13 protein-coding genes and 1 tRNA gene are annotated in these 12,917 nt (G+C 45.6%); 8 read left to right on the top strand and 6 right to left on the bottom strand.

Features of this window, described 5'->3' with window-relative positions; all coding sequences use genetic code 11:
- Positions 1 to 74 precede the first annotated feature (74 nt).
- From DVG78_RS12680 to DVG78_RS12665, 4 genes are all read right to left on the bottom strand, one after another.
- The gene (locus tag DVG78_RS12680) at positions 75 to 794 is read right to left on the bottom strand and encodes a sterol desaturase family protein (RefSeq protein WP_114461453.1); all 720 of its coding nucleotides are present in this window, start codon (positions 792 to 794) and stop codon (positions 75 to 77) included.
- An 88-nt stretch (positions 795 to 882) separates the two neighbouring features.
- On the bottom strand, positions 883 to 1,452 hold the full coding sequence (locus DVG78_RS12675; RefSeq protein WP_114461452.1) for a Crp/Fnr family transcriptional regulator: 570 nt from the start codon (positions 1,450 to 1,452) through the stop codon (positions 883 to 885).
- A 93-nt stretch (positions 1,453 to 1,545) separates the two neighbouring features.
- The gene (gene tig, locus DVG78_RS12670) at positions 1,546 to 2,886 is read right to left on the bottom strand and encodes a trigger factor (protein ID WP_114461451.1); all 1,341 of its coding nucleotides are present in this window, start codon (positions 2,884 to 2,886) and stop codon (positions 1,546 to 1,548) included.
- 151 nt (positions 2,887 to 3,037) lie between these two features.
- Positions 3,038 to 3,119, bottom strand: a tRNA-Leu gene (locus tag DVG78_RS12665).
- A 251-nt stretch (positions 3,120 to 3,370) separates the two neighbouring features.
- Here DVG78_RS12665 and DVG78_RS12660 point away from each other — a divergent pair.
- From DVG78_RS12660 to DVG78_RS12650, 3 genes are all read left to right on the top strand, one after another.
- Positions 3,371 to 5,632 carry a RelA/SpoT family protein gene (locus tag DVG78_RS12660; protein WP_114066433.1) on the top strand — a complete coding sequence of 754 codons (2,262 nt, stop codon included), beginning with the start codon at positions 3,371 to 3,373 and terminating at the stop codon, positions 5,630 to 5,632.
- A 117-nt stretch (positions 5,633 to 5,749) separates the two neighbouring features.
- Positions 5,750 to 6,250 (top strand): Fur family transcriptional regulator, encoded by a 501-nt coding sequence (locus DVG78_RS12655; protein ID WP_114066434.1) that lies wholly within the window; start codon positions 5,750 to 5,752, stop codon positions 6,248 to 6,250.
- A 3-nt stretch (positions 6,251 to 6,253) separates the two neighbouring features.
- Positions 6,254 to 7,543 (top strand): adenylosuccinate synthase, encoded by a 1,290-nt coding sequence (locus DVG78_RS12650; protein ID WP_114461450.1) that lies wholly within the window; start codon positions 6,254 to 6,256, stop codon positions 7,541 to 7,543.
- Between the two features lie 69 nt (positions 7,544 to 7,612).
- Here DVG78_RS12650 and DVG78_RS12645 read toward each other — a convergent pair whose 3' ends face one another.
- Positions 7,613 to 8,149, bottom strand: coding sequence for a DinB family protein (locus DVG78_RS12645; protein WP_158550019.1), 537 nt, complete (start codon positions 8,147 to 8,149; stop codon positions 7,613 to 7,615).
- Between the two features lie 110 nt (positions 8,150 to 8,259).
- Here DVG78_RS12645 and DVG78_RS12640 point away from each other — a divergent pair, with 110 nt between their 5' ends.
- On the top strand, positions 8,260 to 8,982 hold the full coding sequence (locus DVG78_RS12640) for an SGNH/GDSL hydrolase family protein (RefSeq protein ID WP_114461448.1): 723 nt from the start codon (positions 8,260 to 8,262) through the stop codon (positions 8,980 to 8,982).
- Positions 8,983 to 9,118: 136 nt separating this feature from the next.
- Positions 9,119 to 10,084 (top strand): NAD(P)/FAD-dependent oxidoreductase, encoded by a 966-nt coding sequence (locus DVG78_RS12635; RefSeq protein WP_114461447.1) that lies wholly within the window; start codon positions 9,119 to 9,121, stop codon positions 10,082 to 10,084.
- Between the two features lie 33 nt (positions 10,085 to 10,117).
- Here the strand turns inward: DVG78_RS12635 and DVG78_RS12630 are convergent, their stop codons facing one another.
- The gene (locus DVG78_RS12630) at positions 10,118 to 11,350 is read right to left on the bottom strand and encodes an NAD(P)/FAD-dependent oxidoreductase (protein ID WP_114461446.1); all 1,233 of its coding nucleotides are present in this window, start codon (positions 11,348 to 11,350) and stop codon (positions 10,118 to 10,120) included.
- Positions 11,351 to 11,546: 196 nt separating this feature from the next.
- Between DVG78_RS12630 and DVG78_RS12625 the strand changes: the two genes are divergently transcribed.
- From DVG78_RS12625 to DVG78_RS12615, 3 genes are read left to right on the top strand one after another with little or no spacing between them, the layout of a single operon-like run.
- Positions 11,547 to 11,990 carry a peptidylprolyl isomerase gene (locus DVG78_RS12625; RefSeq protein ID WP_114066439.1) on the top strand — a complete coding sequence of 148 codons (444 nt, stop codon included), beginning with the start codon at positions 11,547 to 11,549 and terminating at the stop codon, positions 11,988 to 11,990.
- A gap of 32 nt (positions 11,991 to 12,022) precedes the next feature.
- The gene (locus DVG78_RS12620; RefSeq protein WP_114461445.1) at positions 12,023 to 12,388 is read left to right on the top strand and encodes a DUF3471 domain-containing protein; all 366 of its coding nucleotides are present in this window, start codon (positions 12,023 to 12,025) and stop codon (positions 12,386 to 12,388) included.
- 39 nt (positions 12,389 to 12,427) lie between these two features.
- Positions 12,428 to 12,850, top strand: coding sequence for an OsmC family protein (locus tag DVG78_RS12615; RefSeq protein ID WP_114461444.1), 423 nt, complete (start codon positions 12,428 to 12,430; stop codon positions 12,848 to 12,850).
- Positions 12,851 to 12,917: the final 67 nt, after the last annotated feature.

Here is a 12,917-nt window from a genome sequence, read left to right as displayed (position 1 = left end):
TTTAAAAACTTGGAAAGTCTTGCAAACTCTGCTCTGTGGTTTGGTTTTACAGCCGTCGATAGTGATACTGACAATCATTCTTTATGCACATCTTTAAATTTCAACATATCGACAAGTCGCTGCTCTTTTTCGTTGTCAAAACCGCATGAAGTCTTAAATTCTTTTGGATTTTCATAGGTTCCAAAAAGCATATCCCACCAAACAATGTCACCATAATTATTGGTGTGTTTGTTGTATTCATGATGAATTCTGTGCATTTCAGGACGTTGGAAAATATAACCAACCCATTGCGGGCTTTTAACATTTGTATGATAAAAAAACTCCCCAAGTGCGGTGCAAAGCGTATAAATTCCGCCAGCCTCCATGCTTAATCCAAGTAAAAAATACACCAGCAGACTCCCAATGATTGAGTTGACAGTCATTTCTAATGGGTGCTTGTAAAAAGAAGTAATGACTTCGATTCGTTGCGGACTATGGTGAATTTGATGAAAATGGGTCCATAGAAAATCAACGGTGTGCCGCCAACGATGCCACCAATAGAAAATAAAAGTCGCGATAAAATACGCAATCACTCCCCCGAAATAAGGGTTTACGTGGTCGGAAAGATGAAATAATGAATAGACCGAAAACCACTTTCCCCACGTGTAACCTGCCAGAATTACTACGCCAAGTTGAACAAAATTTACCGCTAAAACTCTAATGGTCCAAGTCGGCACGTCAGGAAGTTTCCAACCCAGAATGAGTCGTTCTAAGATAAAGCAAAATCCAAAAACGATAAAAATGAGTGTAAGCATCTCTTTGTTAGCTTTTTAAGTTTCGGTTACAAAACTCACCCCAAATTCACCGCAAAAAATTGACATAAATCAATTCAAAAATCGGACTTTACCATTTCTTAGCCCTGAGTCGGCTGAGGGTTTCAAAGCTGATGCCAAGGTAAGAAGCAATGTATTTGAGCGGCACGCGGTTGCTGATATCCGGAAAAGAAGTGACCAAATGTCGGTAGCGTTCATCTGCGATTTTCTTTCTTAAATTTTGGGTGCGCTGCTCACTCAACACATAATAATGTTCAGTCAAAAGCCGCCCTACCCGATTAAATTCGGGGTATTGTAGATACAATTGATGGAGGCGTTGGAAAGAGATAGACCATAAAATACAGTCTTCTATCGTCTCAATCATCTCTTCGGAAGGCGTTTGGGTATAAAAGCTGACAATAGAGATCACAAAATCACCTTCTTTCATAAACCACGAGTTGATCTCTTCTCCTTCTTTCAGATAATACCCCCGCAAGCATCCCTGTTCCACAAAGTGCATTCGATGCGCCGTTTGCCCCTCTTTCAAAATCAATTGTTTTTTGGGCACGACTTCCTTCACCAAGGAGTTTCGCAGTACCTCCTCAAACGCATGGCTCATCGAAGGCCACAGTTGTTTGGTGAGTTCAATCAGCTTTTCCATATTTTGGGTTGTTTCAGGGTTTTAAACGCAAAATGGCCGCACATTGATGTGCAGCCATTTTAGTACTGAAAAATTATTTATCCAAAAACGCGCTTAGCTCAGGCTCTTCACAATCTCCTGAAACTGCTCTACATCAATGGTTTTATCCTCCAACGGCAGTTGCGTCTTAAGGGTTGCAAACACCTTATCGTCAAACACAAGGTTGAACATTTTGGAGTAGTTATTTTCTTTTTCTGACGTCAGGTAGTTCATCGCAATCTTACGGATGGTGTCGTTCATCTGCTCGCCCATTTCGTTGCCATAGAAACCAAACTGCTCACGTACCATGTCTTCGGCGCGGTTAATCACCTCTTCTGACTCCACTTTGATGTCGACTTGTTCGGCCATCTTGTTTTTAATCAACGAAAGTTTCAGCGACTTCGTAAACTGCGGATAGTCGGCGTCGATTTGCTCAGGCGTGAATTTTCCTTCGTTGGCGTTAAACAACCATTTTTTCAGGAATTCTTCGGGCAAATCAATGCTGATATTGTCCAACAATGCTTGGTCGATGTCACGACGTAACAACGAATCGGCTTCGCGAGCGTAGTTGTTTTTGATGATTTCGGCTACTTGGTCGCGGAAAGCTTCTTCGTTATCCACTTTACCCACGCCCAATACTTTATCAAAAAACTCCTGATTGATTTCAGCAGGTGCCTGACGCGTGATGTCTTCTACCGTGAAGGTAAAATCACCCGCCAATGCAGCGGCATCTTCGTCTTTCAAGCCCGTCAAATGCGCTACGGCTTTGTCGTCAACGAAGGTGTTGCGAATGTCAAACGTAATCTCGCTACCTTTGCTCAAACCGATAAACTGCGCTTGCGCTTCTTCTTTGATTTGGCGCGAAGGAATGGCCGTTTTGGTTGAGAAGTCACCTTGTTTCAACTCGCCATAAATCATATCACCCGCTTCCGAAACTTCGGGATTGATTTGCCCCGCAAATTGCGTACGCAGGTTTTCGATGGTATCATTCAATTCTTTTTCGCCCGCTTCGATGGTATAATTAGAAACCGACGGCAAAGTACTCAAATTCACCTCAAAGTCAGAAGCCAATCCCAATTCGTAGGCAAACTCAAATTCGCTTTGCTTGTCCCAGTCGATGGTTGATGTTTTTTCGCGGTCAATCTGCGGATCACCAACTACTGGAAGTTTATTGTCGCGGATGTAGCCACTGACGGTGTCGCTCAACAATTGGTTGACCTCGTCAATAACGATGCTTTTTCCGTACATGCGCTGAATCACCTGCGCGGGCACTTTACCCGGACGGAACCCTTTCAAATTAACGCGTTTGCTATAATCTTTGAGGGTTTTATCTACTTTTGGTTGGTAATCCTCTTTTGCCAACTTTACGGTCAACGTGGCGTTGGTGGGTGTACTTTTTTCTAACAGAACCTCCATTTTGCAGTTATTAGTTATCTGTTATCCGTTTGAGCGGACGATGATTGAATGGTTACTCATTGAAAAAACCCTCAAACTTTGCGAGCTTGAGGGTTTAGTTTTTGACGGTTTCCGAAACGTATTTTTGTTCACGGACGACGGCCACTAAAGGTGCGGGCGGAGGGACTCGAACCCCCATGCCTTGCGGCGCCAGATCCTAAGTCTGGTATGTCTACCAATTTCACCACGCCCGCAACGTGTGTGTTTGGGGCTGCAAAATTACAAATAGATTTGTAATAAATGCAAATAAATAGATAAGTTTTGACGTCTTTATTTTTGATTTTTTTTTCAAACCAAACTACCTAGCTGTTTATCAACAATTTACTAAAAATATATCCGTTTGTATTTTGCTCATAAATCAGAAAATAGTTGTAAAAAAAAATAATTCTGACTACTTTAGTCGTATTGAGTACAACAAATTCGGTCCACCGACCCATCCATAAACATGCCCATCGAAGTAGAAATTGATTTGGATCTTGAGCGTCTGGAGATTCTGAAACGATACCGCAGACTTCTACGTGCCGCCAAGCCCTTTTTGAAAGACAATGACGCCAAACTCATCAAAAAAGCGTTCAATCTTTCTGTTGAAGCCCACAAAGACATGCGCCGGAAATCTGGCGAGCCTTACATTTATCATCCCATTGCCGTTGCTCAGATTTGCGTTGAAGAAATCGGCTTGGGAACTACCTCTATTATCTGCGCCCTTTTGCACGACGTTGTCGAGGACACTGACTATACCCTTCAGGACATTGAGCGCCAGTTTGGGAAAAAAGTAGCGCAAATCATTGATGGCCTCACCAAAATTTCGGGCCAGTTTGAGTTTGGAACGTCGCAGCAAGCCGAAAACTTTCGCAAAATGCTGCTGACGCTGTCGGACGACATTCGTGTCATCATGATTAAACTCGCCGACCGTCTGCACAACATGCGCACCCTCGATAGCATGGCGCGCGACAAGCAGTTGAAGATTGCTTCCGAGACCATCTTTATTTATGCGCCTCTCGCCCACCGTTTGGGATTGCATTCCATCAAGACCGAACTCGAAGACCTGTACCTTAAATATACCGAGCCCGAAGGTTTTGAAGAAATAAGGAGCAAGTTGAGGGCTACCCGCGCCTCCCGCGACCGGTTTATTGCCAAATTTATCGAGCCGATTGAGGACGACCTCCGCGAGCAGGGATACGATTTTGCCATCAAAGGGCGTCCGAAATCCATTTATTCCATCTGGAATAAAATGCGGAAACAGAAAAAACCCTTCGAGGAAATCTACGATTTGTTTGCGGTGCGCGTCATTATGAATTCCAAAGACGACCCCAAAGAAGAGAAATCTGACTGCTGGCACGCGTATTCGATTGTCACGGACCACTACACCCCAAACATCGACCGACTGAAAGACTGGCTGGCCACTCCGCGTGCCAACGGCTACGAATCGCTCCACATTACGGTGATGTACCGCCCCGAAGGCACCGACAAAGCCCAATGGGTAGAAGTGCAGATTCGCTCCAAACGCATGGACGAAATCGCCGAAAAAGGCGTAGCGGCCCACTGGAAATACAAAGGTAACGACACCAAAACCAGTCAGGGAATCGACCAATGGATCAATCAGGTGCGCGAAATGCTCGAAGCTACCAAAGACAGCAAAGCCGCCGCGTTGGAATTTTTGGATGATTTCAGGAGCAATCTTTTTGCCGAAGAAGTATTTGTGTTTACCCCAAAAGGCGAACTGCGCGTATTGCAGCGCGGCGCTACGGCCCTAGATTTTGCCTTTGATATTCACTCTGAAGTGGGAGCTCGCTGCATTGCGGCCAAAGTAAACAACTCGCTCGTGCCCATCAGCCAGTCGCTCAACAACGGCGACCAAGTAGAAATCATTACGGCCAAACGACAGAAACCTAGCGAAGACTGGCTGAAATTTGTCGTGACGTCGAAGGCCAAAGCGCGTATCAAAGAGCTTATCAAAGAAGAAAATAAGCAATACCTTACGGATGGGCGCAGCATCATTGAACGCAAGTGCAAGATTCTGCACCTGGAAGTAACCAATGAATTGATTAATCAGCTTCGGGCGTATTTCAACTGCAAAACACCCAACGACCTGTATTATCGTTTCGGAAAAGGCTACATCAATGCCGACGAAATCAAGAAATTCAAGCACGAAAAAGAAGCAAAGTTGAATGTGTTGGCCAAAATCAACACCGATACAATGCAAGACGGCAAGCAGTTTACCAAAGAGCTCAAAAAGATGCACGGTGAACGTGCCGACGCCGACGCGCTGCTCATTGGAGAAGACATGGACAAGATTGACTACATCTTGGCCAAATGCTGTAACCCTATCCCCGGCGACGACGTATTTGGGTTCGTGACCGTCAATGAAGGCATTAAAATTCACCGTACCACCTGCCCCAATGCGCCCGAATTGCTCTCCAATCACGGCAACCGTGTCATCAAAGCCAAGTGGACTTCGCAACAGAAATTGGCGTTTTTGGCGGGACTCCGCATCGAAGGCACCGACCGCGTGGGCTTGGTCAATGACCTGACCCGAATCATTTCCAACGAACTCCACATCAATATTCGGTCTATTGCGGTCGAAACAGACGAGGGGATTTTTGAGGCCATCATTAAGTTGTACGTGTACGATACCCGCCACTTAGAACAGCTTCTACAAAAACTGGAAAAAGTGGAAGGTGTATTTAAAGTCGCACGTTTTGATTGAAAATTCGTACTTTTGCCCCCGTTAATTGTTAATCGCACGGGTGCCCACGCGTCAATTATTAATTGCAGTGAGTACGCGCCAGTGACTTTTAACCTTAACCTGTCAACCAAGAAAAAAATGCCCCAAGCCAAACACGAAAATTTAGAAGCGGCCAAACGCATCCTGACGGCTTATTTGGAACGTAAAGGTCTGCGCAAAACGCCCGAACGTTTTGCGATATTGGAGGAGATATACAGCCGCGAAGACCACTTCGACGTGGATGAGCTGTATATATCAATGAAGAATAAAAAATATCGGGTGAGCCGCGCCACCGTCTATAACACGCTTGATGTACTGGTTGATTGTGATTTAGTAACCAAACACCAATTTGGCAAAAACCTGGCGCAGTACGAAAAAGCCTACGGCTACCGTCAGCACGACCACATCATTTGCATGGATTGCCACCACGTGATGGAGTTTTGCGACCCGCGCGTTCAGAATATCCAAAATATGGTCGGTGATTTGCTCAAATTCAATGTATTGCACCACTCGCTCATCTTCTACGGCAACTGCCAGCGCGTAAACTGCGAAAATAAAAATAAAATAAACGAAAGACCCCAAAGAATTGAAATAGAATAACTTATGAAAGTTGACGTATTACTGGGCCTCCAATGGGGCGACGAAGGGAAAGGAAAGATTGTGGACGTTTTGGCGCCCCAATACCAAGTAGTAGCACGTTTTCAGGGCGGCCCGAATGCAGGCCACACCCTCGAATTTGATGGTTTTAAACACGTACTGCACCAAATACCTTCGGGAATTTTTCGTCCTGAAATCAAAAACATCATCGGCAATGGCTTGGTTCTTGACCCGATTGTTTTGAAAAAAGAAATCGACGGACTCGCAAAATACAACCTCCCGCTCAAGCAAAACCTCTTTATCTCCAAGAAAGCATCGGTCATTGTACCGACCCACCGTTTGTTGGATGCTGCTTATGAGAAATCGAAAGGCGACTCCAAAATCGGCTCTACCTTGCGTGGTATCGGGCCTGCCTATCAGGACAAAGTAGCCCGTCAGGGATTACGCATGGGTGATCTTGTTTCGCCTGATTTTAAGGAGAAATACAATCGTTTGGTTGACCAACACAAGGTTATCCTTGATTTTTACCAATACGACTATTCTTCAACGCTCGCCGATGCCGAAGCAACCTTCTTTGAAGCAACGGAATTTTTGAAAGACTATAATTTTGTAGATAGCGAATACCTCGTCAATGAAGCGGTTGAAGCGGGGCAAACGGTATTGGCCGAAGGCGCCCAAGGCTCTTTACTTGATATTGACTTTGGTTCGTATCCTTTCGTAACGAGTTCCAACACCACGACCGCCGGTGCCTGCACGGGTCTTGGTTTATCGCCGCGCCGTATCGGGGAAGTATTCGGGATTTTCAAAGCCTACTGCACCCGCGTAGGTAGCGGCCCTTTCCCTACCGAATTGTTGGACGAAGTGGGCGAACGGATGCGTCAAGAAGGCCGTGAATTTGGTTCTACTACGGGTCGCCCACGTCGTTGCGGTTGGTTAGACTTGCCAGCGCTTAAATACGCCATCATGATTAACGGCGTGACGCAATTGGTGATGATGAAAGTGGATGTGTTGAATATTTTCGAAGAAATCAACATCTGTACGCACTACCAATTGGCCGACGGAACCCTCACCGACCGTTTCCCGTACGACTTGTGTACCAATGAGGCCACGCCCGTGTACAAAACCATGAAAGGCTGGGCGCAGTCGCTCGAAAATCTTCATACCTACGACGAAGTTCCTGCCGAGTTGGCCGCTTATATTGAGTTTCTGGAAGCTGAACTTAATTTGCCCATCAGCTTTATTTCAACAGGTCCCGACCGCGAAGCCATCATTCACCGCGAAGCACAAATAGCTTAGTCGAAAAGATACTTTTTCAACGTTATTGATTGGTGCGGGCTTAGGTTCGCACCTTTTTTTATTGCCACCTCACCACCCGATATACGACGGGGGTTTGACGCCGTTAAGGCGCAGATAAACGATCAACTGACCGCGATGATGGGTTTGGTGGTCGTTTAGCAAAAAAACAATCTTACGTTTAGTGGAATGCCCGCCCCAATAATCCAGCTCTTCTTCCAGTTTTTTTTCAGTCATTTGGGCAATGGTCTCTTCGGTATAATCAAAGGCTCTACTGATGATTTCCATTGCTTCTTTTTTGGTAATGTTTTGATCAGCCTTTTCCAAAAGGGCTTTTATATCCACGGGTGGATCAATGCCGCGAATCAGTTTGGCCGAGAGAAAATACATGTTGCCCGCCATGTGTACCAACTGATGCACAAACGTCATTTCGTCGGGGGTGGGCTTGTATAAATACTTTTCTTCGGGCATCGCTTGGGCTACGGCAAGCGTATAGCTTTTCATACCTTTCCATTTACTGAGAGCATCGCTCACAAAAGTAGCTTTGGGCTGGGCATCAACGGCGGCTGAAACAATCGTCAGCAAAAGGGCAAAAAGTAAATTTTTCATAGGCAGGAATAGAAAAAAAAGAAACATACCCTTTAGGGTAGTTTTTCAATAAGCTGAAAATTTTGTATTTTACATCATCAAATGATTTAACAAATGTACTTTTTTGACCGATGATTTTGCGTAGCCTTGTACTTCTTTTTACTTTTTTTGGTGGGTGTACGAACGCCACAGAAATTACTACCAAAAAATCGACGCTGAAGATTTTGTTTGTTGGCAACAGCCTTACGTATACCAACGATCTGCCACAATTGGTGCAGGAAATGGGCAAACACGACAGCGTCAGCATTGAGTATACTACCTTTCTTTTCCCCAACTATTCATTGGAAGACCACTGGAATGAAGGCAAAGTGCAAAAGGAGATCGAAACGGGTCGTTATGATTTTGTCGTTGCCCAGCAAGGCCCTTCCGCCTTGCCCGAATCGCAGGTTTTATTGCTTGAATATGCCCGACGGTTGGCGGAGGTTTGTCAAAAAAACAATGCCTCAATGGCCATTTACATGGTTTGGCCCTCTTCGACCCGTTTTTTAGATTTAGACAACGTCATTTACTCCTACACCCAAGCGGCCAAACAAACCCAATCGCTGCTCTGCCCAGCGGGCTTAGCCTGGAAATACGCTTGGCAATCAACGCCAAGCTTGCCGTTATATGGCAACGACAATTTTCATCCAAGCATGACGGGCAGTCTTTTGGCGGCCTTCACGGTGTACGGAACATTGACACATAAAGCCAACTTTGATTTCCTCACAACGGCAAAGCCTTCTTGGTCGAACGAAATATCGGTAAAGAATTTGGAGCTCCTGAAACAAGCAGCCTTGAAGGCCATGGAAAAGTGACTGATGGAAAGTACCTAGTTATTTTTCAGCAGTTCCCTCACATCATCCCCTTTTTTTCAAAACTTATTTTCCTCTGCCAAGTTTAATAGACACATCTGCCAAAGCAGGTGCTCCATAAATCAACTTTTCATAAAAAATGCCTTCTTGTATAATTATTGGTGCGGGAATGACGGGGCTGACTGCCGCGCATATACTTCAACAAAACGGCTGGAACGTCACGGTTCTCGACAAAGGGCGTGGCGTGGGCGGGCGCATGGCAACCCGACGTCTGGCCAATGCCCGCGCTGACCACGGTGCCCAGTATTTTACGGCCCGTACCGCCGAGTTTCAACAATTTATTTCGGCACTAACCGAAGTAGGAATCGTTAAGGAATGGGCCTTGCAAGAAACCGAATTTAGTGATATTTCTTTTCATCATCCGCGTTTTGTGGGAGTGGAGGGCATGAGCAGCATTGCCAAATACATGGCGGAACCACTCAATGTACAAACTAGCCAACGCGCAATACACATTTCAGGGGATGAAAACGGTTGTATTGTTCTGACCGAATCAGGACACGCCTATGAGGCCGATACGCTCATTCTTACCCTTCCTGCCCCGCAAGCCTTGGTGCTTTTAAACGACAGTTATCTGCTTTCAGCAGCCGAGTCCAGTGTTTTTGAAAGTATAGAATATGCCCCCTGCATTGCGGTAATGGTACTTTTGAATGGGAATAGCCATATTCCAACGCCAGGCATCCTCAAATTTGGGCAAGGCCCCGTGGCATGGGTGGCCGATAATTCCCAAAAAGGGATTTCAGAAACAACGTCCATCACCATTCATGCCAGTACCGCCTTTAGCAAGCAGCAATTAGAAGAAGACCTTATCACAACGGGTGAATTGCTCATTGATTCGCTCAGTGAGTGGATTCCCAAAGCGCATATTGAATCGTTTCAGGTACATCGTTGGCGGTACAGTTTAGCCGAAAAATCTTACCCTAAGCCCTATTACGTCTGTAAAACTCCGTTTTCACTATTGATGGGTGGGGACGGATTCGGGCAGGGAAATGTGGAAGGAGCGTTTCAATCGGGGCGGCAAATGGCCAACTTTTTGCTTAAATTTTAGATATAAACACCCTGAAAAACTGAATTTCGGACTTCATATCCCCGCTATCATATCGGCTACCGCTCGACCCGTGGCCATTGCGGCATTCAACGACGGATAAGAAGTATGATCGCCGCATTCGTACAAATGTTCGCTGATTTTCAAATTAGTTGCGGGCGCATTTGCGGGGTATTTGACCAACGATTCAGGGATATGATACGTACGAAGGTGCTTCCACGTTTTTACTTCATCACCAAACCAACCGGTCAGTTCCTGTACGATGTGGTTGGTTAGTTTTTTCTCGTCAAACAATTCTAACCCCTGCGTACTCACCGACACCAACGCTTTGCCTTCGGGCGCATACGAGGGAGCAATATCGCTGGGCACGCACAAGTTGTGCACCACAGACAACCGATTAGGATTGAGCGCCAGCATCTTTTCCTTCAACGGCGAACGCTCGGCGGCAAAATAGGTGCAGGTCGTTACGTTATATTCCCGTTTCAGGTTCCGCCCCAACAGCACATCAGCTTGTCGGGCATCGGTTGCCACGACTATATTTTTAGCAGTTAGCGTTTTACCATCGGATAGATGAACTTTATTACCTTCAATCTTTTCTACTTTAGTGTTTAATCGCAAGGTATGAGGCGGTAATTTAGCCGCCATTTGCTCGGGAATGGCCTGCATTCCTCCCGCAGGAATGACGGCGTCGCCAGTGTAAAATTGCTTGAAAATAAACCGAAAGAAGTTACTGGAGGTTTCCAATTCATTTTCCAGAAATACGCCCCCAAAAAAAGGTTTAAAGAAATCGGCAATCATCTCATCGCTCCAGCCATAATTGCGCAAATAAGTAAGCGTATCGGTGGCGTGTTCATAAAAAAAAGCCTCGGTAGCTTCTTTGCTTACATTGTTTGACAATTGAAGTACCTTGAGCTTATCAACCAGCGTCCCGACCGATGAAAAAAGGGTTTTGAACACTTGAGTAGGTTCTTTGAAGGGGTCACTGATGACCGAAAATTCATTGTCTTTGCGAATCAAAGCGCCCGAACGGAACGATTTTAACGCCAATGCGTTGTAATTCAACAATCGTTGTGCCTCTGGATACGCCGTCAATAATATCTGGAAGCCCCGGTCCAACAGGTAGCCATCGACTTTATCGGTTCGCACCCGTCCGCCAACCGCATCGGCGGCCTCCAGTACCAGAGGGGTAATGCCAAAATGTGATAAGTAATTGGCGCAAGACAAACCTGCGATACCCGCTCCGATAATAATGACTTCGTGATTGGCCATGATTGTAAATGAGTTTTGCACAAATTAAAGCGGAAGCCTCGTTCAAACCAACGTTTTTTTTGTTTTTAACGACCCCTCCGCTCCTTAAAATCTATGGTATCAACAAATTCAATCTAAAACTGTTTGCGTACCTTTGTATCCCAAATTAAATAAAACCACTCGCTCCGGCGAAAAATAACCGTTAATATATACACAAATGCCTAAAGCTGAAATGATTACCGAAAAAGGGACCATGTTGATTGATTTTTACGATCAGGATGCCCCTATTGCCGTTGCCAATTTTATCAAATTATCAAAAAGTGGATTTTACGATGGCCTTACTTTCCACCGCGTCATTCCTAATTTTATGATTCAGGGAGGCTGTCCACAAGGAACTGGCCGTGGCGGTCCAGGATACACTATCAAATGTGAATTGACGGGCAACAATCAGTACCACGACCGTGGTGTTCTTTCGATGGCACACGCAGGTCGCAACACGGGTGGCTCACAGTTTTTTATCTGCCATAGCCGCACCAACACCGCCCACCTCGACCGCAACCACACGTGTTTTGGCAAAGTAACCGACGGTTTGGACGTCATTGATGCCATCCGACAAGGAGATAAAATTACCAAAATCAACATCATCGAAGACGAAGCTTAGGCTTCGTCTTTACCCTTAACCAACATACGAAGATGAAAAAGTGGATTCCAATTTGTTTTCTGGGAATCAGCGTCTTGTTGATGTCCCTGACCAATTCTTCCCCGGTGGCGCTTTCAACAAGCACAGCCGATTCATTGTCTGACTACGTGGGAACGTACAAAATGAAAGACAACGGGTATTTTAGTGCGTACAAAATCACCCTCAAAGAGGGCGCGTTGTTTGGAGAAGCCGATGAAAACGGAGCCAATAAGCTACTGAAACAAGATAAACCAGATACGTTCAAATCCACCAGCCAATACGGCTCAATCATCACGTTCAAACGTAATCCTGAAACCAAAAAAGTGGTCGGGCTTTCGCTCCTGATTCAGGATACAGAAATGTTGGCGGACAAACAATAGCGTGTTGGCCAAAAGATAACGGTTAACTTTTCAAAAATCATGAAAGTAGAATTAGTACGCGTAGACGACGGCTTTCATTTTGAGGCCACGGGTTCATCGGACCAAAAAGTACACACCGATGCTTCTCCAAACATTGGCGGCAAAAACATGGGCGCTCGCCCGATGGAGTTATTGCTGATGGGACTCGGTGGCTGTACGGCCATTGACGTCGTGCTGGTATTAAAAAAACAGCGTCAGGAGATATTGGATTTTCGGATTTCGGTTGAAGGCGACCGAATCAAAGAAGATGATACTGAGCGCTCGCCTTTCCGCAAAATAACCATTCATTATTTCTTCAAAGGAAACCTCGACCGCGCCAAAGTAGAGCGCGCCGTAAAACTCTCCATGGAGAAATACTGCTCCGCAACGGCCCAATTTGAACCATTGGCCGAAATCTCGCACGAGATTACGATTGAAGCTTAAATAGTAAGCAGTGGGCAGTTTGCAGTAGGCAGTATACAAAATAGTACTGCCTGCTGCAAACTGCCTA

Origin of the sequence: Runella aurantiaca (genome assembly GCF_003339505.1) — a bacterium.
GTDB classification, from domain to species: Bacteria; Bacteroidota; Bacteroidia; order Cytophagales; family Spirosomataceae; genus Runella; species Runella aurantiaca.
This window is presented reverse-complemented; position numbering and strand designations above follow the sequence as displayed.

Bases quoted from the DNA above. Each gene is read 5' to 3' on its own strand.
- DVG78_RS12680 (WP_114461453.1), bottom strand. From the start codon at position 794: ATGCTTACACTCATTTTTATCGTTTTTGGATTTTGCTTTATCTTAGAA.
- DVG78_RS12655 (WP_114066434.1), top strand. From the start codon at position 5,750: ATGCCCCAAGCCAAACACGAAAATTTAGAAGCGGCCAAACGCATCCTG.
- DVG78_RS12620 (WP_114461445.1), top strand. From the start codon at position 12,023: ATGAAAAAGTGGATTCCAATTTGTTTTCTGGGAATCAGCGTCTTGTTG.
- DVG78_RS12615 (WP_114461444.1), top strand. From the start codon at position 12,428: ATGAAAGTAGAATTAGTACGCGTAGACGACGGCTTTCATTTTGAGGCC.
- DVG78_RS12625 (WP_114066439.1), top strand. From the start codon at position 11,547: ATGCCTAAAGCTGAAATGATTACCGAAAAAGGGACCATGTTGATTGAT.
- DVG78_RS12640 (WP_114461448.1), top strand. From the start codon at position 8,260: ATGATTTTGCGTAGCCTTGTACTTCTTTTTACTTTTTTTGGTGGGTGT.
- DVG78_RS12650 (WP_114461450.1), top strand. From the start codon at position 6,254: ATGAAAGTTGACGTATTACTGGGCCTCCAATGGGGCGACGAAGGGAAA.
- DVG78_RS12635 (WP_114461447.1), top strand. From the start codon at position 9,119: ATGCCTTCTTGTATAATTATTGGTGCGGGAATGACGGGGCTGACTGCC.
- tig (WP_114461451.1), bottom strand. From the start codon at position 2,886: ATGGAGGTTCTGTTAGAAAAAAGTACACCCACCAACGCCACGTTGACC.
- DVG78_RS12660 (WP_114066433.1), top strand. From the start codon at position 3,371: ATGCCCATCGAAGTAGAAATTGATTTGGATCTTGAGCGTCTGGAGATT.
- DVG78_RS12630 (WP_114461446.1), bottom strand. From the start codon at position 11,350: ATGGCCAATCACGAAGTCATTATTATCGGAGCGGGTATCGCAGGTTTG.
- DVG78_RS12675 (WP_114461452.1), bottom strand. From the start codon at position 1,452: ATGGAAAAGCTGATTGAACTCACCAAACAACTGTGGCCTTCGATGAGC.
- DVG78_RS12645 (WP_158550019.1), bottom strand. From the start codon at position 8,149: ATGAAAAATTTACTTTTTGCCCTTTTGCTGACGATTGTTTCAGCCGCC.